The following is a 19,474-nucleotide window of genomic DNA, read 5'->3' on the forward strand; positions in this document are numbered from 1 at the left end:
TCAATGGTCTGGATCGTCCCCGGGTTGATCGGGTCTCGTCCCGTCCACCTCTTCAGCGCCGAGTTCCTCCCTCGCGGCGGCGAGATCCTTCATCTGCTCTTGCGTGGCTTTCGGATATTCGAGGTCGAGCTTCTCGACGGCCTCGACGATCGCGGCCGCGACGATGAGGCGCGTGAAAGGTTTGTTGTCGGCGGGCACGACGAACCACGGAGCCGCTTCGGAGGCCGTCGCGCGGATCGCCTCTTCATAGGCGTGCATATAGTCGTTCCAGTAGCGACGCTCGCGAACGTCGGCTGCGGAAAACTTCCAGTGCTTGTCGGGATTCTCGAGGCGATCCATGAATCGCCTCTTCTGCTCCCCGTACGGCAGGTTCAGATAGAACTTGAGAACGACCACGCCCTGGCGCGTCAGATAGTCCTCGAAGCGCGCGATGTCGGCGAGCCGCTCGTCCCATATGTTGTTGCCGACCCGTGCCGGTGGGATCTTCTGCGCATGGAGCAGATGCTGATGCACGCGCACCACCAGCACCTCTTCATAGTACGAGCGGTTGAAAATGCCGATGTGCCCGCGCTCGGGCACTTTCCTGGAATAGCGCCAAAGGAAGTCGTGGGAGAGTTCCTCATCCGACGGCTGCTTGAACGAAATAACATCGCACCCCTGCGGATTGACGCGCGACATCACATGCTTGATCGTCCCATCCTTCCCCGCGGCGTCCATGGCCTGGAACACCAGAAGCACGGACCAGGAATCCTGCGCGTAGAGGATCTCCTGCTCCATCGCGAGCCATTTCGACCCGCGCTGGAGTAGTTGCTGTGCCTCTTCCTTATGCATTCTGAGTCCCACCGTCTCGCCGGGATCGAAATCCTTCAGGAAGAAATCTTTGCCGCTCGTGACACGGAACGGATCGGTGTATGCCCGCAGCGCGTCGAGTATTTCCGTGTGAACCATCGCTCTTTCTCCACGGCATCTGCATTCAGTCGCACGATTCGCGGATTGCATCGCAACCGCAGTCGTACTGTTCACAACTCTTTCTGATAATAGGTCACGCAGACGGAAACGTGCTCATCGGCAACGACGCTGCGCACCCGCGTGGCGACGGGAAACACACGTCTGAACGCTGCCACGTTCCGGACCGCCATGCCGGTCGATCACCGCCTGTCGGCCCCGTCGACCCAGTCGCGACAAAGCCGTCAGACGATAGGCATTACCTGTGCTTATCCTTCACCAGACAGCGCCAACAAAAATTGCCGAGCACAATGTCGAGCCACGAACACGAACACGGGGAACAGCGGAGTAGTGGGCGTCACCCGCTATTGTCTTTATCTACGCGCTGCGTCGCATGCCACGGCTTTCGCTGTTTGCGATTCCTCTGAACGTGGCGATGATCCTGTCGACGCCGACGCAAGGCGGTCACTATCTCGCCGATGTGATTGCGGGTCTGCTGCTCAGTGCGCTGACGAGTGCAGCGCTCAAGCGCTGCATGCACCTGCTGGCGACGCGCAAATCCGCGAATGCGCCGAGCTCGCGGTCTATGCCGGTGCGAACGGCATGAGCTGGACGCTCGGAAGCGGGCGCGCGGACTAACGTGAACGCGGCGCGGCGTGCGCCGCGCCGCCGTGGTTCGAAGCGACAGGAAGACCGCGCTAGCCCGGCGCCCGCCCCAACACCTGCGAATCCGACGACGCCGTCGTCGACGTCTCGTCACGCCCGTGCCCATGCCCCGTCGTCGTGACCGCATTGGTGCCGCCGGGCCGACGCACCGACTTCGCGTGCCGCTCGATCAATCGCTGCAGCAAACAGAACGCGCACAGCAGCGCGCCGATCACGATGCGCGTCCACCACGAACTGAGCGTGCCGTCGAACGTGATCAGCGTCTGGATCGTGCCCAGAATGCCGACGCCGAACAGCGAGCCGACCACATAACCGACGCCGCCCGTCAGCAGCGTGCCGCCGATCACCGTGGCCGCAATCGCATCGAGTTCCATGCCCTGCCCTTGCAGCCCATAGCCCGACAGCACGTAGAACGTGAACACCGCGCCGCCGAGCGCCGAACAGAAGCCGCTCAGCGCATACACGCCGACCCGCGTGCGCGCGACCGGCAGGCCCATCAGCAGCGCCGAGCGCGGATTGCCGCCGACCGCATACACGTTGCGGCCGAAGCGCGTGAAATGGGCGACATAGATCGCGGCCGCGAGCGTCACGGCCGCGATCAGCACGTTCGCCGATACCGAACCGACGCCGACACTGAGACGAAACGCGGAGATCGCCTTGAACGTCGGATCGGTGATCGTGATCGACTGCGTCGTGATCAGAAAGCACAGGCCACGCGCGAAGAACATCCCCGCCAGCGTCACGATGAACGCCTGCAGGCGGAAATAGTGAATCAGCGCGCCCTGCACCGCGCCGAACACCGTGCCCATCAACAGCACGATCGGAATGACGAGCCACACCGACACATGCATGTGCTCGGACAGCACGGCTTCGACGATCGTCGTCAGCGCGACGATCGAGCCCACCGACAGATCGATGCCGCCCGACACGATCACGAACGTCATGCCGATCGCGACGATCAGCAGAAACGCGTTGTCGACGAGCAGATCGAGCAACACCTGCCACGAGAAGAAACCGGTGTACATCACCGAACCAAAGCCGAACAGCGCGCAGAACAGCAGGACCGTCACCGCGATCGGCAGCGTGCGCGGATCGACCACGCGGGCGAGTGCTTCGAGAACGCGCGTCATCGTGCCACCCCGCGCGATTTGACGAGCGACGCGCCGAACGACACCGCGAGCGCGCGCGCCGCCGGCGACTGGATCACGCTGACCGCGAGCACGACGGCCGCCTTCACCACGAGCGTCGCTTCCGGCGGCACGCCGATCGAATACGTGGTGTAGGTGAGCGTCTGGATGATCAGCGCGCCGAGCACCGTGCCCGCGAAACTGAAGCGGCCGCCGAGCAGCGACGTGCCGCCGAGCGTCACGGCGAGAATCGCGTCGAGTTCGAGCAGCAGGCCCGCGTTGTTGCCGTCCGCGCTACGCACGTTCGAGCTGATCAGGATGCCGGCCAGCGCCGCGGTCAAGCCCGAGAAGCCGTACACCGCGAACACGATCGCCTTCGAGCGCAAGCCGACGAGCCGCGTCGCAACCGGGTTCACGCCGATCGCGCGAATGAACAGGCCGAGCGCCGTGCCCTCCACCAGGGCGGCCGTCGCCAGCACGGCTACGGTTGCGATCCATACCGAGCACGGCACGCCGAGCCAGTAGCCGCCACCGACGAACAGATAGCCGGGCGCGCCGATCGGGATGATCTGCCCGGCGGTCAGCAGTTGCGCGATGCCACGGCCCGCGACCATCAGAATCAGCGTCGCGATGATCGGCTGCATCCCGACGAACGCCACGAGCAGCCCGTTCCACATGCCGCTCAAGATGCCGACGACGAGCGCGGCCAGCAGCGCCTGCGCGATCAGCGCACCGCTCGGCACGGCCTGGGTCGCGAGTATCGTCGCGGCCGCGGCGCCCGCGATCGCGACCACCGCGCCGACCGAAATATCGATGCCGCGTGTCGCAATCACGAGCGTCATGCCGATCGCGACCAGCACGAGCGGCGCCGCGCGATTCAGGATGTCGATCGGCGCGCCGAACAGGTGGCCGTCGAGCGTGCGCAGCGCGAGAAAATGCGGATTGGCCAGCAGGTTCAGTCCGAACAGCAACACGAGCGTCACGCATGGCCATAGCAGCGGACGCTCCACCCCGTCGCGCGCGAACCAGTTCGATAGCTTCATTCGCCGCTCCCTGCGATGAGTCGGTAGATGTTGTCCTCGTTCGATGCCTTACCGGCCACCTCGGCGATCTTGCGGCGATCGCGCAGCACCGCGACGCGATGGCTCACGCGCAGCACCTCGCTGATCTCCGACGAGATGAACAGGATGGACAGGCCATTCGCGCACAGCGCGAGCAGCCGGTCCATGATGTCGAACTTCGCGGCGACGTCGATGCCGCGGGTCGGCTCGTCGAGGATCAGCAGTTTGGGATCGGTTGCCAGCCAGCGCGCGAGCAGCGCCTTCTGCTGGTTGCCGCCGGACAGCAGCGCGATCGGCTGCTCGGCGTCGGACGCCTTGATGCCGAGCCGCTCGATCCACATATCGGCGAGCTCGCGCGCGCGTTGCCGGCTGATCTTGCGCCACCAGCCGCGCCGCGCCTGCAACGCGAGCATGATGTTTTCGCGGATCGACAGTTCGGCGACGATGCCTTCCTTCTTGCGGTCTTCCGCGCAATAGCCGATGCCGTGGCGCACCGCGTCGTGCGGCGTGCGCAGCCGCACGGCGCGCCCTTCGACGAGGATCGTGCCGCTGTCCGCGCGATCCGCGCCGAACAGAAGCCGCGCGGTCTCGGTGCGGCCCGAGCCGAGCAGACCCGCGAGGCCGAGAATCTTGCCGGCCTGCAACTCGAGATCGATCGGCTGCAAGGTGCCGCGACGGCCGACGCCGCGCAGCTCGATGAACGGCTGCGTGGCCGTTGCTTCCGTGTGGTCTTGCGCGACCTCCTGATCGTCGGCGGCCTGTCCTTCGTGCGCCGCTTCGCGCAGACGCGCGCTCATGCGCTCGTGGCCGACCATCTTCGCGACCAGTTGATCCGCGGACAGATCGCGCGCGAGATATTCGCCTTCGCGCTCGCCGTTGCGCATCACCGTGATGCGATCGGAGATCGCATAAGTCTGCTCGATGAAATGCGTGACGAACAGGATCGCAATGCCCGATCGCTTAAGATGTCGAAGTATTTTGAATAGCTGCGCGACTTCGCTGTCGTCGAGGCTCGAAGTCGGTTCGTCGAGAATCAGCACGCGCGCATCGACGGACAACGCGCGCGCGATCGCGACCATCTGCTGCACGGCGATCGGATAGGCGTCGAGCGAGCGCGTGACGTCGAGCGACACGTCGAGGCGCGCGAGGGCTTCCTGCGCGCGCCGCTTGATGTCGGGCCAGTCGATCGCGCCGAAGCGGCGCGGCTGCCGGCCCGCGAAGATGTTCTCCGCCACCGACAGATTCGGGCACAGGTTCACTTCCTGGTACAGCGTGCGCACGCCGGCCGCCTCGGCTTCCTGCGGCGACGCGAACGCGACCACCTCGCCGCCGAGGCGGATCGTGCCGGCATCGGGTGCGAGCACGCCTGTGAGCACGTTGATCAACGTGGATTTGCCGGCGCCGTTCTGGCCCATCAGCGTATGGACCTCGCCGGGAAACAGGCGGAAGTCGACGTGTTGCAACGCCTTGACGCCCGGAAATGTCTTGCTGACGCCGGAGGTCGCCAGAATCGGTTCGCGCGCGCTCATGTCATTCTGTTGGCTTGGCGCGCCCGGCGGCGTGCCGCGCCGCGGCTGGTCCGGCTGATTCGGTTCGGTAGCGGAATGGGTCATGGACCTCGCTCGATCGGCTATGCATGGTTCGGCAGGCCCCAGTGACATGCTCCCGCGGGCGCATGCTCCTGAAAAGAGACCGCCCGCTGCAGAAGAAAGCAGCCCGGGCGGTCAGGCACCACTGGAGAAACCTGTTCGATGCGTCCGTACTGCACGTCTCCTTCGCGCCGTGAGCCCGTTGGCCCCGGCGCCTGAACACCGCACACGCCGCGGCGCTCGCGCGAGCACTGCCGCGGCGACGTTGCGCGCCGCGTCAGTACTTACGCGACGGCAGAGTTTGCGCGGCCACGCTCATCGGGAAGACAGTCTCCTGGGTCAGGATGCGCTTCGGCAGCGGCTTGCCAGCCACGACGTCCTTCACCGCCGACATCAGCTGCGGTCCGAGCAGCGGACTGCACTCGACGTCGACGTTCATCTTGCCGGCGGCCATCGCCTGGAAGCCGCCCTTGGTTGCGTCGAACGAAACCACCACGACGTCCTTGCCCGGATGCATGCCGGCTTCTTCCATCGCCTGGATCGCGCCGAGCGCCATGTCGTCGTTATGAGCATAGACGACGTTGATCTTGTTGCCGTAGGTCTTGATGAACGCTTCCATCACCTGCTTGCCGCCGGCGAGCGTGAAGTCGCCGCTTTGCGACGCGATGATCTTGAACTTCGGATCGCTCTTGATCACTTCGATCAGACCCGCGTGGCGGTCGTTGGCCGGCGCGGAGCCGACCGTGCCTTGCAGCTCGGCGATGTTGACCGGACCTTTATCGTCCTTGTAGTGATCCGCGAGCCAGTGGCCGCCGCGCCGTCCTTCTTCGAGGAAGTCCGAGCCGATCATCGTCACGTACAGCGACGTGTCCTTCACGTCGATCTTGCGGTCGGTCAGGATCACCGGAATCTTTGCGGCCTTGGCTTCGAGCAGCACCGGTTCCCAGCCCGATTCGACGACCGGCGAGAACGCGATCACGTCGACCTTCTGCGCGATATACGAGCGGATCGCCTTGATCTGGTTTTCCTGCTTCTGCTGAGCGTCCGAGAATTTGAGGTTGATGCCGGCCTCCGTCGCCGCCGACTTCACCGATTCGGTATTCGCGGTGCGCCATGCGCTTTCCGCACCGACCTGCGCAAAACCGAGCGTAATTTTCTTGTCCTCGGCATGCGCGCCGGGCGTGGCCAGCGTCAGCGCTCCGAGACTCGCGGAAAGCGCGAGCGCGCCCAGAGCGCGACACGCGGCACGTCGTGTATTCGCCATGACAGTCTCCAATCGTTGTTGTGTAGACGACCCAGCGGTCTGCCCGGCCCTCGCGGCCCTCACGGCGCATGGATCGTGATGTAGCGTACTGTGCGAGGCGTTAACCGTCCAATCATATGATTCGCGCCCTCGATATCAATCTTGGTATGGCGCGCCGGTCAGAGCATTGCCGCTTGCTGCCTCAGGTCGGCGTCACTCTCGGAGTGACCCAGCGAAACGTCAGATTGATGCGCTCGCCGCTCACGCGCGGCTCCTTCGGCACCCGATGACGCCACTGCGCCTGGGTGTCGCCCTTCATCACGAGCAGGCTGCCGCCCTTCAGCGAGAACGATTGCACGACGCCGCTGCGGTTGTGCTGCAGATCGAACCTGCGCGCGACGCCGAGGCTCACCGACGCGATCACCGGTTGCTTGCCGAGTTCGGGCTCGCGGTCCGCGTGCCAGCCCATGCTGTCGGCGCCACTGCGGTAACGATTCAGCAGCACGCTGTTAAAACGCGCGCCGCTGGTCGCCTCGACGGCCGCCTTCAGTTCGGCGACGGCGGGCGTCCATGCTTGCGGCACGTTGCGGATACCCGAGTACACGTACACCGCGTCCGGCTCGCCCTGCCAGGCGGTCAGACGCGGCAGTGCAACACGGCCGGCGGGCGTGCCCATCATGTCCTGGCGCCATTGCACTTCGTCGATCAGTCGGGCCAGCAGGCGTTCGGCGTCGGCCGCTGCGAGCCAGTCGGGATACCAGTCGACGTCGGGCGTCGGCAGGTCGTTGAATAAATCGGTGCTCATCTGAATGTCTGGATGCAAGCGGACAAGTCAAAACCCTGACTATTATGGCGACACCGGCTCACCCACTGATTCACGCGCGTTGCTCTTTCATTCGACGCGGCTCTGCGCGTTCCCTCTGTTCTTTCGCACGGACCACTTCCATGACACTTTCGGATCAGGCGCTCGCGCAGCTCTTTCGCGACGCACGTACGCACAATGGCTGGCAGAACAAGCCGATCGACGACGCCGTGCTGCGCGAGCTGATGGAGCTCGTACTGCTCGGCCCGACCTCGGCCAATTCGAGTCCGGGCCGCTTCGTGTTCGTCAGGACGCCGGAGGGTAAGGAGAAACTGCGCCCGGCATTGTCGGCTGGCAATCTCGAGAAAACGATGGCCGCGCCCGTCACGGTGATCGTCGCCATGGACATGGCCTTCTACGAGTATCTGCCGAAACTGTTTCCCCATGCGGATGCGCGCAGTTGGTTCGTCGGCAACGAGCGGTTGATCGCGGACACGGCGTTTCGCAATTCGACGCTGCAAGGCGGGTATCTGATTCTCGCGGCGCGTGCGCTCGGTCTCGACACTGGGCCGATGTCGGGCTTCGATCAGGCCAAGGTCGACGAAGCGTTTTTTGCGGGCACGACGCTGAAGTCGAACTTCCTGATCAATCTTGGCCACGGCGATCCGTCAAAGCTGTTAGCGCGCAGCCCGCGTTTTTCGTTCGACGAAGCGGCGCGCATAGTGTGACGGGGCGTGGATGATTGATGGCGCTGCGGGTGCGCGCCACGCGCTGGATCGGATCGCGTCAGGTCAGCACCGCGACATAAAAGACTACCGTGCCGATCAGCGCGCCGATGAAGCAGAAGCCCTCTTCGGCTTCGTCGCCATTCGAGCGCAGCCACGCGCCGACCGCACCGAACAGGCCCGCGATGCCGAGCGCGACGCACACCATCACGACGTCGAACAGCGCGCTTTTGCCGAGTTCGGAGAAATCGATGTTGCGTACGCCGACGTAAAGCGCAATCGCCATCAGCGAGATGCCGACGAGCGGCAGCATCACGTGGCTGCCCTCGTGCCCGACATGATGCTCATGATGAACATGATGCACGTCGTGCGCGTGATGCCACAGGTGGCCCGATTTGAGCAGTTTCATGGTGTGCCTCCCCCCGCCCGATCTTTCCCGGCGACAGAACCGGTCATGGCCGAAGCGCCCTACGCTGCCCCGGCAACAAGCTGGCTTGTTTCCAGCATACTCCACGCATGAATACAATTCAAAGCCCATTTAATTCGCTTGCATAGGCATTGAATGCGTGACGCGCGGCCCTGTAAGTATGTGCTGAGCACGGAACGCGCCTGGCCCGGCGAACACCTTTCGTGGCTCGTCCCGGCGGCTTCGGGGCCGGCGTGTCGTGCGGCGCGGGAGCACGGATTTTGCGGCTACGGCAAGGGACCGAACATGTCGGTAGAATGATTCGCCGCGTTCCGTCAACCGATCGCCGCCGCGCTATCGCTGCCCTTCGGCCCCTTCCCGCCCTGATCCTCTTTATGCGACGTTCATCGTTTCTTGTCCGCATCATCCTGATTGGCATCCTGCTGCATATCTACGTCGGCTTGCGCCTGATTCCCGACATGCCGATCGACGCGGCCGGCCGCGGGCTGTGCGTGCTGTGGCTCGTGCTGTCGATCTACCTGATCCCGGTCGGCATGATGGCGCGCGGCTTCAAGCGCCAGCCGCTCGGCGACCGTCTCGCGTGGGTCGGCCTGCTCGCGATGGGGTTCTTCTCGTCGCTGCTGGTACTGACGTTCGCGCGCGACCTCGTGCTGGCGTCGCTGCTGACGATCGACGCGATCTGGCCGAACACGCTCACGATCGCGCATTGGCGCACCGGCTCGGCGGCGGCGGTGCCGCTGCTCGCGCTGCTGTCGACGCTGATCGGCCTGTTCAACGCGCGCCGTCGCGCGCGCGTCGTCACGATCGACGTGCCGATCGACGATCTGCCTGCCGCGCTCGACGGCTTCACGATCGTGCAGATCAGTGACATCCACGTCGGCCCGACGATCAAGGGCCGCTATGTCGATGCGATCGTCGACGCGGTGAACCGGCTCAAGCCGGATCTGATCGCGGTGACGGGCGACGTCGTCGACGGAAGCGTGCCGCAGTTGAGCCGGCATACGCAGCCGCTGTCGCGGCTCGCCGCGCGGCACGGTGCGTTTCTCGTGACCGGCAATCACGAGTACTACTCCGGAGCGAACTCGTGGATCGCCGAATTCCGCCGGCTCGGCTTGCGGGTGCTGCTGAACGAACACGTGATCGTCGACCATGACGGCGCGCGCGCCGTCATCGCCGGCGTCACCGATTACTCGGCGGGTCATCACGACCCCGCGCATCGCAGCGACCCGGTCGCGGCGCTCGCCGGCGCGCCGGGCGACGTGCTAATCAGGGTGCTGCTCGCGCATCAGCCGCGTTCGGCCGAAGCGGCCGCGGCGGCCGGCTTTACGCTGCAGTTGTCGGGTCATACGCACGGCGGTCAGTTCTTTCCGTGGAATTTCTTTGTGCGCCTGCAACAGCCGTTCACGGCAGGCCTCGCGCGCCTGAACGGACTCTGGGTTTATACGAGTCGCGGCACGGGCTATTGGGGTCCGCCGAAACGACTCGGTGCGCCTTCGGAAATCACGCGCTTGAGACTCGTGCCGGGCGAACCGGATTGAACTCAACATTCGCAGTCCGGAGCAATTAATCACGGCCTGTCTACGATACGGCTGTAGCAGACCCACATGCGCACTCTCCGCCGATCGCGGCTTGACTGAACTTTACGCCGCCCTCTAAAATTCGCGCAATTCTTTTAACCGGAATCACGATCTTGGACAGTAGCAGCTGTACCAGCCGAGTATCGATTTGCCCGCTCGCCTGAGCGGCAGGATTTCCGCGTCAGGTGTCCCTGTCGCCGTCCTGCCCTCGGGCTCGATGGCGCACGTCGCTCTCATTTCATTGTCATTCGCGTACTGTCGGTGAAGCGCAGCGTGGCTCGATGCCATGCCGATGCCGCACGCTTGCGGCCGCTGCACGCGTGTGCGTGCGTATTTCGTTCCACCCTCATGTGCTTAGCGTGCACGAGGTAGACGACCTGACGTTCTCACGCCTAGGCTTCACCCTGCGGCAGCACGCACGCCAACCTTTCTGAACGATGACACTCGAATTCTTCCTGCGGCTTCTGACCGCTTTTGCTTGCGGCGTCGCGATTGGCCTCGAACGACAGATGCGCCAGCGCACTGCCGGCTTGCGCACGATCACGCTCGTGGCGAGCGGCGCGTGCCTGTTCGTCACGCTCGGCGTGCTGACCGGCAACGGCGTCAGCGGCGTCACGCAGATTGCCGCCTATGTGGTGTCCGGCGTCGGCTTTCTTGGCGGCGGCGTCATCATGCGCGACAAAGGCTCGATCCAGGGGATCAACACCGCGGCGACGCTGTGGTGCTCGGCGGCCGTCGGCGTGTTGAGCGGCGCGGGACATTACGGACCGGCGCTGGCGGGCACCGCGGTCGTGCTGCTGGCCAACACCGCGCTGCGTGAAGTGAGCCGGATGATCAACTCGACGCCCGTTTCAAACGCCGACCTGGTGCGCGAGTACGTGCTGACGATCGTCTGCCGCGAAGCCGACGAGATCAACATTCGCGCCGCGATTTCCAACTCGATGTACTCGGCGCCGCTGTCGTTCCAGAGCCTCACGAGCGAGGATGTCGAGGACGAACCGGCGCGCATTCGCGTGACGGCGACGCTGACGATGCATCCGAAGGATCAATCGAAGCTCGAACAGATGGCGAGCCGCCTGAGCATGGAAAAGAGCATGTCCAGCGTCAGTTGGACCGCGCGGGAAGCGGAGCCGACGCCCGAGTGAAGCGCGGCGCGTAAGTCTCATTTGTTCGCGCGCATCGTCTACACTTAGCTGGCAGCAGATTCAGATAATGTTAATTCCGCGTCGTGAACGTGGACGGTTTCATAACCTTCGACTAAGCTCTGTCACCGTGATTTGATCACACTCAACCAGGGAGTCTCGAATATGGAACACGGCATCATCGCATGGATCATCATCGGCGCGATCGCGGGCTGGCTCGCGGGTGTGCTGGTCAGGGGCGGCGGCTTCGGCCTGATCGTCGACATCGTCGTCGGGATCATCGGCGCGTTCATCGGCGGGTGGCTCGCCGGCGTGCTGCATATCTCGCTTGGCGGCGGCTGGATCGGCTCGATCATCACCGCGTTGATCGGCGCGGTCATTCTGCTGTTTATTATCCGGCTCGTGCGACGAGGGTCCTGAGCACGGCATCCGACGTCATCAAGCGCCAGCGGGTTCGAATCGCTGGCGCTTTTTTATGGCCTGTTGCTTCTGCTTTTATCGCCGCGGTTGTGGCCGCAGCAGAATCAGGCCGGCAGCATCGACCCCGTATCGCGCAGCCGCGTATGCCATGCAAACGCCTGATCGAGGCAATGCGGCGTCTGCCCTCCCCAACGCGACGCATCGCGGTAGTAGTCGCGCAACAGCTCGCGATACCGCGGATGTACGCAATGCTCGATGATCAGCGTCGCGCGTTCGCGCGGCGCGAGGCCACGCAGATCGGCGAGACCCTGCTCGGTGACGACGACGTCGACGTCGTGTTCGTTGTGATCGCAATGCGGCACCATCGGCACGATGCTCGAAATGCGGCCGTCCTTCGCGGTCGACTTGCTCGCGAACACCGCGCACGACGCATTGCGCGCAAAGTCGCCCGAGCCGCCGATGCCGTTCATCATATGCGTGCCGCCGACATGCGTCGAATTGACGTTGCCGTAGATATCGAATTCGAGCGCGGTATTGAGCGCGATCAGACCGAGCCGCCGAATCACCTCGGGATGGTTGCTGACTTCCTGCGGACGCAGCACGAGCCGGTCGCGATAGCGCTCGATATCGCCGAATACCTGCGCCTGCCGCGCGGCCGACAACGTGATCGACGCGCCGGACGCGAACGCGACCTTACCAGCGTCCATCAGATCGAACGTCGAATCCTGAAGGACTTCCGAATAAATTTCGAACACCTCGAAAGGCGAATCGACGAATCCTGCCAGCACCGCGTTGGCGATCGTACCGATGCCCGCCTGCAGCGGCGGCAACTGCTTCGGCATGCGGCCACGCGTGACTTCATGCTGAAAAAATTCGATCAAATGACCGGCGATCAACGCGGTTTCGCGATCCGCGGGCAAGACCGTGGACGGGCTGTCGGCCATGTCCGTCATCACGATCGCCGCGATGTTCTCGGGCGCAATCTCGATAGCGGGTGTGCCGACGCGATCCTGCGCGCGCACGATCGGCAGCGGCTCGCGATGCGGCCGGTGCCCCGGAATCCAGATGTCGTGCAAGCCTTCGAGCCCGAGCGGCTGCGCAAGATTGATCTCGACGATGACCTTGTCCGCGAGAATCGCGAAGCTCGCCGAATTGCCGACCGACGTCGTCGGCACGATACCGCCGCTCTCCGTGATCGCGGCGGCTTCGATGATCGCGACATCGAGCTTGCCGAGCTGGTTCGCGCGCAGCATCTCGACGGTCTCGGACAGATGCTGATCGACGAACATCACTTCGCCGCGATTGATGGCGTCGCGCAGCGTCTTGTCTACCTGAAACGGCAGACGGCGCGCGAGCACATGCGCTTCGGTCAGCACGCGGTCAACGTCATGACCGAGCGAGGCGCCCGTCATCAACGTGATGCGCAGCGGCTCGCCCAGCCGGCGCGCACGCTCGGCGAGCGCGACCGGCACGGCCTTCGCGTCGCCCGCGCGCGTGAAGCCGCTTGCACCAACCCGCATGCCGTCGTGAATCAGAAGCGCCGCGTCGGCGGCCGTGGTGATTTTTCCGCGCAGCGCGGCGCAGCGAATTCGGTCTTCGTACATGAAAGGGAGTCTCTCCATAGTCGCCAGCTCCGTCTACCGGTGCGCACGTCTGCGGTGTGCTTCGCTCGATAGACGGTTGCCGCACCCGCCGCGGCGTCTCGATCGGACGGCGTCGCGAGCAGGTGTTGGGTCGCGCGATAGGATCCGCGACAGGTGTTGCGCGTGAGGCAGCCGGACTTAGCTGCCGAAGTAGATGTTGCAGAAGCTCATCGGGCCGACACATTCATCAGCTTTCGCTTTCGGCGCTTCCACATGCTTGCGCGGGGCAACCTTATCGGCGCGCTGGCCATCCGCTTGCGCAACCTGCTGCTCCGGCGCGGCCGGCGCCGTCTGTGCATAGGCGGCGGCAGCGGTGGACAAAGAACAGGCAATCAGGACCATCTTCAACACTTTCATCTCGTTCTCCAGGACTTACGACTACTGCGACGAATACTGCGAGGCAGTGACGAAACTATATGACCGCCACCTACGCGAATAAACGGGGCCGCCCGGAAGGGATCTTTCCATCTGGCAGAAAGATCCACGCAGCATTGCTCAGCGACGATTGAAGGGCGCGTCCTTGTCGAGCAACGCGCTGCGAATGAAGTGCAGACAGCTCAAGATACGTTGCAGATCGTGATGCCGGGCGCGCTCGGCGTGCACTGCCTGCAGCATGTCTTGCGCGAGCCAGGTGGCCGAGCGCACGGCGACGAGTGCGCGTTCGAGCGACCGTGGACCTGGGCGTTCGAAGAGCCGGGCGAGATCGTCGCACGTGTGTTCGATCACGCTGCGCCAACGCGGCTGAAGGAGGTCGGCATAATCGGCGCGTGCGGCTTCGTTGCGCAGATCGATGACGGCGTGACCTACTTCGATCGTCGCGAGCATCCAGCGAAGAGCGTCGCGCCGTCGTCGTGAACGGTGCGTCAACAGCACGCGCAGTTGCGAAGTCAGATCATGCGTGCCCGACTGGAAACGTTGGTTCAGACCCGGCAGCGCGTCCTTGCATGCCGACACCGTTTGCGCTCGCAGGTCGCCCATGATCCGGTCGATGAGCCAGCGCATATCGGCGGGAAAGACCACCGCGAAAACAACCGCTGCGAGCAGCATCGACGCGGTGAGTGCGATGCCGTTGTTGATCAGCAGATCGGGCACGTAGCTGACGACGTTGTCCGGCCCGGCCAGCAGACAGAAGAACACCGAAAAGCCGATGCCAAGCCCTGCCGCGCCACGACGCGTCGCGATGAATGCGCCGAGCGCGAGCACCGGCGCGAGTACCGCGCAAAGCAGCGGGAAACCATCGATGTTCGGATACACGTAGCACATGAACACATAGCCGGCCAGCGTCGCGAGCACCGCGCCGATCGCCATCTGGATGGCCATTCTGGTGGCGCCTGGCGCGGTGGAGGTCAACGCGCAGACCAGTGTTGCGCCAATTACGGCGAGACCGCCGCTCGGCCAGTTTGTCGCGATCCAGAACGCACCGGCGATTCCGATGACGACAGCCGAGCGCACGAATGTGAACAATACGGCGAAGAGGTTTGTGCGGCTTATAGGTCTGCTTGTGCGGTGGCTCTTGGTTGGGCTTGAGCTGCATCGTAGGCGGTAATGCCGGCTTGCTGTTTTGCGCCACAAGCATGCATAGGTTTGCGAATAATTTATCCATTCGCCCACGAATCGATACAGCAATTCGGCTGCCGTGTCGAAGTCCGCAAGCGATTCCGCGGACGCGGCTTCGAGTGGCCGCCTGGTTTCGCGTACCCGGCGTGGCAAGCTCGCTCGAAAGGGGCGCAGATCGGCTGCTGCGTGCGATGCTTCGACGCCGGCTTCAGCTTGTGCTTCGAACAAGGCTCCCAGTTCGTCGAGGTACGGACCGATGGCCGCGAGTATCGACACAGCGCGGCTGGCGCGCAACCGTCTGAGCAACTGATTCAGCGCATGCAGACGCGCGCACGCATCCATGAATTCGCTATTCAGACGCGCCAGATGCGCACTGCGCGAGCGCATCGCCGGATCTTCGAATGCGACGAACGTGCGGGTTGCTTCGAAGCCAGCGATTTCGTCGACGAAATCCGCGAAACGCCGTTCGAACTGATTGCGCTCGAGCCCGCGTGCGAGCACGTCGACAGCAAAGGCAGTAAAATTCGCGTACCTGATCTGAAGGTTACGACGCAGCGCAAGGATCGAGCGCTGGGGCAGCAGCAACGCGCTGACCGCGCTCGAACACACGATGCCGACCGCCACTTCCGCGGCACGCGTGAGTGCGGCGAGGAACAGTCCCTGAGGCGTCGTCACGTTTGGAATGCCGATCAGCGCGGCGGTGTAACCCGCGAGCACAAAACCGTACCATCTGAAATGCCGATACCGGACCGCCGCAGCAATACAGGCGCTCACCCACACGATCATACCGAGCATGTACAGTTCGGGCTGCTGACCGAACAGCCCGCCGAGCACGAGCGCGGCCACGGTCCCTACTGCCGTTCCGAGAATCCGGTAGAAGCTCTTCGCGAGCACCATGCCGCTGAACGGTTGCATCAACACAAAAACAGTGGTCATCGCAATGCGCGGCTGCGGCAGATCGAGCAGCATCGCGATGCCCAGCGCCAGCAGACCGGCGGTGACCGTCTTCAGCAGATGCAGCCAGGTCAGACCGTCGTTGGTGGCCCAGTCGCGTACGGCGCGATTGAGTTTGGGTCGGCTGAAGCGTCGCCGCATGACGCCGCGCGGACCGAAGAAATCCGCCGACGGTTCGATCGCATGATCGGGTTTCATCTGAAAACAGTGCACCCCACGTGGTCGCTGAGAGGGCCTCCGGACAGAATGGCCGACACCGGCAGGCGAGGCGCCGATTGTAGGAGTCCGCGATGTGTACATTAAGCCGTTGGGTGCAGAACATCTGTTCCAGAACGGACAACAATAGTGTTCTGAGACTGACGGAAAATATGATCTTGATCATGAAACAGAAGGTTTGATGGACACGCTACAAAATATGCGAGTGTTTGTGCGCGTGGTTGAAGCCGGTAGCTTCACCGCGGCCGCGCAATCGCTCAATTCAACGACCGGCGCGATGTCTCGCGCGGTCTCGGAGCTTGAAGCACATCTGCGCACGCGCCTGCTGAATCGCTCGACGCGTCGGCTTGCGCTGACCACCGCCGGCGAGCGCTATCTGAAACGATCGCAGCAGATCCTCGCGGATGTCGATGTTGCGGAAGAAGAAGCCAGTTGCGCACACGAGCGACCAACCGGCGCACTGCGCATGCATAGCTTTGCGAGCATCGGCCAGCACTACGTCCTGCCGGCCATTTCGCGTTACCGCGAGCTTTATCCTGATGTGACCGTCGAGTTGACGCTATCGCAGCGCATGCCCGATCTGTTCGAGGGCAGCGCCGACGTGGCCGTGATCGGCGCATCGACGCTGCCGAATTCGGACCTCGTATCGTTTCCGCTGGGGACGACGTTCAGCATCCTGTGCGCATCGCCGGCCTACGTGCGGGCGCACGGCGCGCCGCAAGAACCGGCTGACCTTGCGCATCACGAATGTCTGATCCTGCATACGCCGGCGTTCCCGCCACATGAATGGACGCTCGACGGCCCGAACGGCAGTGAGTTGATGGAAGTCGACGGCCCCGTGCATGTGAACATCGCCGAATCGTTGATCGTGGCGATCCGCGAAGGCATGGGCATCGGCATGGTGCCGCTCTACGCGGCCATTTCCGGGTTGCGCAATGGCACGTTGGTGCGCGTGTTGCCGGAATATACCCTGCAGAAGACGACTGTTTATGCGCTCTATCCGTCGCGCAAATTCATCGATGCAAAGACGCGCACGTGGGTCGAATTCTTGCGCTCGCATCTGCCGAAGGTGATTGCGCGCGACGAAGCATTGCTTGCTGAGGTCGGGCAACTGGGGGGCGGAGATGACCCAGTGCAGCTGGTTGGAGTTGCCCCTGTAACTCAGGACACGCGGACACCGTTAGGTCGATGAAATCGCGGCAGCACGCCTGAACTCACGCGGCGAGCGGTATTCGACACGACTCGCCGTCGCTGACTGGCACTACTGGCACGATCAAGGTTACGCGTTCTGACATCCAGCGAGCCGTCGCACTGCCGCAGCGGGATCTCACTCACCTCGTCCTGATTTCTCGCAGCGCTGTTGGTCTCGTACTAAATTCCAACTTTTGACGGGTTACGCTGACGGATACATAACGGTAAGCTGGCCGGTCTCGGAAGCCGCGCAGTGCGCGCTCTGGCTGCGCGAGTGGCTGCGGTGATGGGCTTGCCCGCAAAAAATGGATCCCTTGCTGAGTGTGTAAAACTCACGCAAGGAGGTTGTGCCATGAACGTGTTCGAAGCTGAACACGATGCTATACCTGAGATGGAGGTAGGCGCTCCGAAGTCGGCGTGCAGGCGCTGGCTTCAAACAGCCGTAAGCTGCTGCAGTCGGAAACGGTGTGGTGGTGAACGTTACGGTTAAAAGGCGTGATCAAACACGTCATGTATGGATTAGAGAGACGAACGCAAGTGAACCACTGATGACGCATCGAAAGTGAGTTCGATGACATCAAAACCGGAGGCGCCTCCTTCCCCCGGGATCAGCATGGCGAGTACCTGCTTATTGGCCATGTGGTGTCCGGTGTATAGGTGGCGTGACTCTAATCCGGGCTCGGGTGTGGAACTTGGGAACTCTTCATGTGATGCCAAGGGAAAACCTTATAAGTGGGACCCACGAAGGGGGAAAGTACCGATGCACATGCAGGGGGCGGATCATCCCGTACGAGCGTTGAAGCGCCTGTAATGGGTGTGGGGCAAAGGGATGACCCAGCTCACGGAAGGTTGTCTGCCAACCGGGAAACCGGGATGAGCCTTGGCCTTCCGCGTCGCTCTGCCATCGTGAGATGACAGAAGGATGGCTGGGACGAGCCGTGTAAATGGAGACGTTTACGCACGGTTCTGTGGGCGGCTGGTGGTGAAATTCCACCGGCCGACCCGGCAAGGAAAGATGGGGAATCCGAGAGCACGGTACACGCAGGAATTCATGATAGAAGCCGTGCGCATGGTCCGCGGCGGCCAGAGCATGGCGGCGGTGGCAAAGATACTGGGCATCAGCCCGAAGACGCTGCACAACTGGGTTAAGGCCGATGCCGCGGGCAAGCTGAGTGGCGCAGGCAAGCAGGTTTCTCCTGAACAGATGGAGATTGCCCGGCTGCGCGCGGAGTTGGCACGCGTGAAGATGGAGCGCGACATATTGGAAAAAGCCACGGCGTACTTCGCAAAGGTGTCGGATTGAAGTACGCCTGGATTGAACTTCACAGCCGACAATGGCCGGTTTCCCTGACCTGCCAGGTGCTGGGTGTCAGCCCCAGCGGTTACCATGCCCGCAAGGCCCGGGACGTCGATACGGAGCGTCCGTGCCGACGCATCAGCAACGACGCCCTGCTGATCCACATCAAGGCCGTGCACGCTGAATCCAAAGGCGAGTACGGCTGGCCGCGGGTGTGGAAGAAGCTGCTTGCCCAGGGCATTCGTGTCAGCAAGGATCGCGTTCAGCGGCTCATGAAGCTGCACGGCATCAGGGCGAAGACCAAACGCCGCTTCAAGGCCACCACCGACAGCAACCACAATCTGCCGGTCGCACCGAACCTGCTGCAACGCGACTTCTCGCCTGCTCGCCCCGATCAGGCCTGGAGTACGGACATCACCTACCTCTGGACTGACGAAGGCTGGCTGTACCTGACGGTCATCCTCGACCTGTTCAGTCGTCAGGTGGTGGGCTGGTCGATGCAGCCACACATGCGCACGGAGCTGGTGTCTGACGCGCTGCGTATGGCGTGGTTTCGCCGCCGGCCGGAAGCGGGCCTGATCGTCCATAGCGACAGGGGTAGCCAGTATTGCAGTCATGACTTCCAGGACCTGCTTAAGGGCTACGGCATGCGCAGCTCGATGAGCCGTCGAGGAAATTGTTGGGACAACGCGCCGACCGAGAGCTTGTGGGGATCGCTCAAACGAGCACGCATCCTTGGCCAGCGCTTTGCAACGCGTCGGGAAGCGATGGACGAGGTAATCGACTGGTTGAGCTTCTACAAGTATGTTTCATACTGCCCAACCTCGCTATGTGCTTGATAAATCTAGAGAGCCCTGTTGTGCCATTGGTTTTGTGGGGTATCCGCGCCGTG

General features: G+C 63.1%; 16 protein-coding genes and 1 pseudogene. 7 read left to right on the forward strand and 10 right to left on the reverse strand.

Translation table 11 applies throughout. The features are described 5' to 3' along the window. The gene (locus HDG37_RS18425) at positions 1–948 is read right to left on the reverse strand and encodes a polyphosphate kinase 2 family protein (RefSeq protein WP_184050073.1); all 948 of its coding nucleotides are present in this window, start codon (positions 946–948) and stop codon (positions 1–3) included. Between the two features lie 373 nt (positions 949–1,321). Here HDG37_RS18425 and HDG37_RS18430 point away from each other — a divergent pair, with 373 nt between their 5' ends. Next, complete coding sequence (locus HDG37_RS18430; RefSeq protein ID WP_311541502.1) at positions 1,322–1,552, forward strand: phosphatase PAP2 family protein; 231 nt, start codon at positions 1,322–1,324, stop codon at positions 1,550–1,552. 91 nt (positions 1,553–1,643) lie between these two features. On the opposite strand, the gene yjfF is transcribed toward HDG37_RS18430, so the two are convergent. From yjfF to HDG37_RS18455, 5 genes are all read right to left on the reverse strand, one after another. After that, the gene (yjfF, locus tag HDG37_RS18435; protein ID WP_184050077.1) at positions 1,644–2,741 is read right to left on the reverse strand and encodes a galactofuranose ABC transporter, permease protein YjfF; all 1,098 of its coding nucleotides are present in this window, start codon (positions 2,739–2,741) and stop codon (positions 1,644–1,646) included. After that, complete coding sequence (locus HDG37_RS18440) at positions 2,738–3,781, reverse strand: ABC transporter permease (RefSeq protein WP_184050079.1); 1,044 nt, start codon at positions 3,779–3,781, stop codon at positions 2,738–2,740. The genes yjfF and HDG37_RS18440 overlap by 4 nt, the downstream gene beginning before the upstream one ends. Next, positions 3,778–5,412 carry a sugar ABC transporter ATP-binding protein gene (locus tag HDG37_RS18445; protein ID WP_184050081.1) on the reverse strand — a complete coding sequence of 545 codons (1,635 nt, stop codon included), beginning with the start codon at positions 5,410–5,412 and terminating at the stop codon, positions 3,778–3,780. The genes HDG37_RS18440 and HDG37_RS18445 overlap by 4 nt, the downstream gene beginning before the upstream one ends. Positions 5,413–5,665: 253 nt before the next feature. Beyond that, positions 5,666–6,652 (reverse strand): ABC transporter substrate-binding protein, encoded by a 987-nt coding sequence (locus HDG37_RS18450; RefSeq protein WP_184050083.1) that lies wholly within the window; start codon positions 6,650–6,652, stop codon positions 5,666–5,668. 181 nt (positions 6,653–6,833) lie between these two features. Continuing rightward, positions 6,834–7,436 carry an alpha-ketoglutarate-dependent dioxygenase AlkB gene (locus HDG37_RS18455; RefSeq protein WP_184050085.1) on the reverse strand — a complete coding sequence of 201 codons (603 nt, stop codon included), beginning with the start codon at positions 7,434–7,436 and terminating at the stop codon, positions 6,834–6,836. Positions 7,437–7,576: 140 nt separating this feature from the next. Here HDG37_RS18455 and HDG37_RS18460 point away from each other — a divergent pair, with 140 nt between their 5' ends. After that, positions 7,577–8,161, forward strand: coding sequence for a malonic semialdehyde reductase (locus HDG37_RS18460; RefSeq protein WP_184050087.1), 585 nt, complete (start codon positions 7,577–7,579; stop codon positions 8,159–8,161). Between the two features lie 58 nt (positions 8,162–8,219). Here the strand turns inward: HDG37_RS18460 and HDG37_RS18465 are convergent, their stop codons facing one another. Continuing rightward, entirely contained in the window at positions 8,220–8,567 is a 348-nt protein-coding gene (locus HDG37_RS18465) for a hypothetical protein (protein WP_018420766.1), read from the reverse strand. A gap of 392 nt (positions 8,568–8,959) precedes the next feature. Here HDG37_RS18465 and HDG37_RS18470 point away from each other — a divergent pair, with 392 nt between their 5' ends. The 3 genes from HDG37_RS18470 (at position 8,960) to HDG37_RS18480 (ending at position 11,724) form a co-directional block, all read left to right on the forward strand. Then, positions 8,960–10,123, forward strand: a complete 1,164-nt coding sequence (locus tag HDG37_RS18470) for a metallophosphoesterase (RefSeq protein ID WP_184038688.1) — start codon at positions 8,960–8,962, stop codon at positions 10,121–10,123. A 476-nt stretch (positions 10,124–10,599) separates the two neighbouring features. Further along, entirely contained in the window at positions 10,600–11,307 is a 708-nt protein-coding gene (locus HDG37_RS18475) for an MgtC/SapB family protein (RefSeq protein WP_184050089.1), read from the forward strand. Between the two features lie 162 nt (positions 11,308–11,469). Continuing rightward, a complete protein-coding gene (locus HDG37_RS18480) occupies positions 11,470–11,724 on the forward strand; it encodes a GlsB/YeaQ/YmgE family stress response membrane protein (protein WP_184050091.1) in 255 nt (84 codons plus the stop codon). A gap of 104 nt (positions 11,725–11,828) precedes the next feature. On the opposite strand, the gene HDG37_RS18485 is transcribed toward HDG37_RS18480, so the two are convergent. The 3 genes from HDG37_RS18485 to HDG37_RS18495 all read right to left on the reverse strand — a co-directional run bounded on the left by HDG37_RS18485 (position 11,829) and on the right by HDG37_RS18495 (position 16,076). Beyond that, the gene (locus HDG37_RS18485) at positions 11,829–13,328 is read right to left on the reverse strand and encodes an acetyl-CoA hydrolase/transferase family protein (RefSeq protein WP_184050116.1); all 1,500 of its coding nucleotides are present in this window, start codon (positions 13,326–13,328) and stop codon (positions 11,829–11,831) included. A 177-nt stretch (positions 13,329–13,505) separates the two neighbouring features. Beyond that, positions 13,506–13,724 (reverse strand): hypothetical protein, encoded by a 219-nt coding sequence (locus HDG37_RS18490; RefSeq protein ID WP_184008330.1) that lies wholly within the window; start codon positions 13,722–13,724, stop codon positions 13,506–13,508. Positions 13,725–13,862: 138 nt separating this feature from the next. Next, a complete protein-coding gene (locus HDG37_RS18495) occupies positions 13,863–16,076 on the reverse strand; it encodes an FUSC family protein (RefSeq protein WP_184050093.1) in 2,214 nt (737 codons plus the stop codon). Positions 16,077–16,275: 199 nt separating this feature from the next. On the opposite strand from HDG37_RS18495, the gene HDG37_RS18500 reads away from it, so the two are divergent. Both HDG37_RS18500 and HDG37_RS18505 read left to right on the forward strand, forming a co-directional pair. Then, positions 16,276–17,286 (forward strand): LysR family transcriptional regulator, encoded by a 1,011-nt coding sequence (locus tag HDG37_RS18500; RefSeq protein WP_184050094.1) that lies wholly within the window; start codon positions 16,276–16,278, stop codon positions 17,284–17,286. A 1,014-nt stretch (positions 17,287–18,300) separates the two neighbouring features. Next, positions 18,301–19,388 (forward strand): annotated as a pseudogene (locus HDG37_RS18505) (IS3 family transposase); the annotation flags it as partial. Between the last annotated feature and the right edge of the window lie 86 nt (positions 19,389–19,474).

The organism is Paraburkholderia sp. MM5384-R2 (assembly GCF_014201025.1).
Taxonomy (GTDB): domain Bacteria; phylum Pseudomonadota; class Gammaproteobacteria; order Burkholderiales; family Burkholderiaceae; genus Paraburkholderia; species Paraburkholderia tuberum.

Excerpts from the sequence above, each read along its gene's own strand:
- HDG37_RS18495 (WP_184050093.1), bottom strand. The coding sequence starts at position 16,076 with ATGAAACCCGATCATGCGATCGAACCGTCGGCGGATTTCTTCGGTCCG.
- HDG37_RS18460 (WP_184050087.1), top strand. The coding sequence starts at position 7,577 with ATGACACTTTCGGATCAGGCGCTCGCGCAGCTCTTTCGCGACGCACGT.
- HDG37_RS18500 (WP_184050094.1), top strand. The coding sequence starts at position 16,276 with ATGGACACGCTACAAAATATGCGAGTGTTTGTGCGCGTGGTTGAAGCC.
- HDG37_RS18455 (WP_184050085.1), bottom strand. The coding sequence starts at position 7,436 with ATGAGCACCGATTTATTCAACGACCTGCCGACGCCCGACGTCGACTGG.
- HDG37_RS18475 (WP_184050089.1), top strand. The coding sequence starts at position 10,600 with ATGACACTCGAATTCTTCCTGCGGCTTCTGACCGCTTTTGCTTGCGGC.
- HDG37_RS18490 (WP_184008330.1), bottom strand. The coding sequence starts at position 13,724 with ATGAAAGTGTTGAAGATGGTCCTGATTGCCTGTTCTTTGTCCACCGCT.
- HDG37_RS18465 (WP_018420766.1), bottom strand. The coding sequence starts at position 8,567 with ATGAAACTGCTCAAATCGGGCCACCTGTGGCATCACGCGCACGACGTG.
- yjfF (WP_184050077.1), bottom strand. The coding sequence starts at position 2,741 with ATGACGCGCGTTCTCGAAGCACTCGCCCGCGTGGTCGATCCGCGCACG.
- HDG37_RS18425 (WP_184050073.1), bottom strand. The coding sequence starts at position 948 with ATGGTTCACACGGAAATACTCGACGCGCTGCGGGCATACACCGATCCG.
- HDG37_RS18440 (WP_184050079.1), bottom strand. The coding sequence starts at position 3,781 with ATGAAGCTATCGAACTGGTTCGCGCGCGACGGGGTGGAGCGTCCGCTG.
- HDG37_RS18470 (WP_184038688.1), top strand. The coding sequence starts at position 8,960 with ATGCGACGTTCATCGTTTCTTGTCCGCATCATCCTGATTGGCATCCTG.
- HDG37_RS18485 (WP_184050116.1), bottom strand. The coding sequence starts at position 13,328 with ATGTACGAAGACCGAATTCGCTGCGCCGCGCTGCGCGGAAAAATCACC.
- HDG37_RS18450 (WP_184050083.1), bottom strand. The coding sequence starts at position 6,652 with ATGGCGAATACACGACGTGCCGCGTGTCGCGCTCTGGGCGCGCTCGCG.
- HDG37_RS18480 (WP_184050091.1), top strand. The coding sequence starts at position 11,470 with ATGGAACACGGCATCATCGCATGGATCATCATCGGCGCGATCGCGGGC.
- HDG37_RS18445 (WP_184050081.1), bottom strand. The coding sequence starts at position 5,412 with ATGACCCATTCCGCTACCGAACCGAATCAGCCGGACCAGCCGCGGCGC.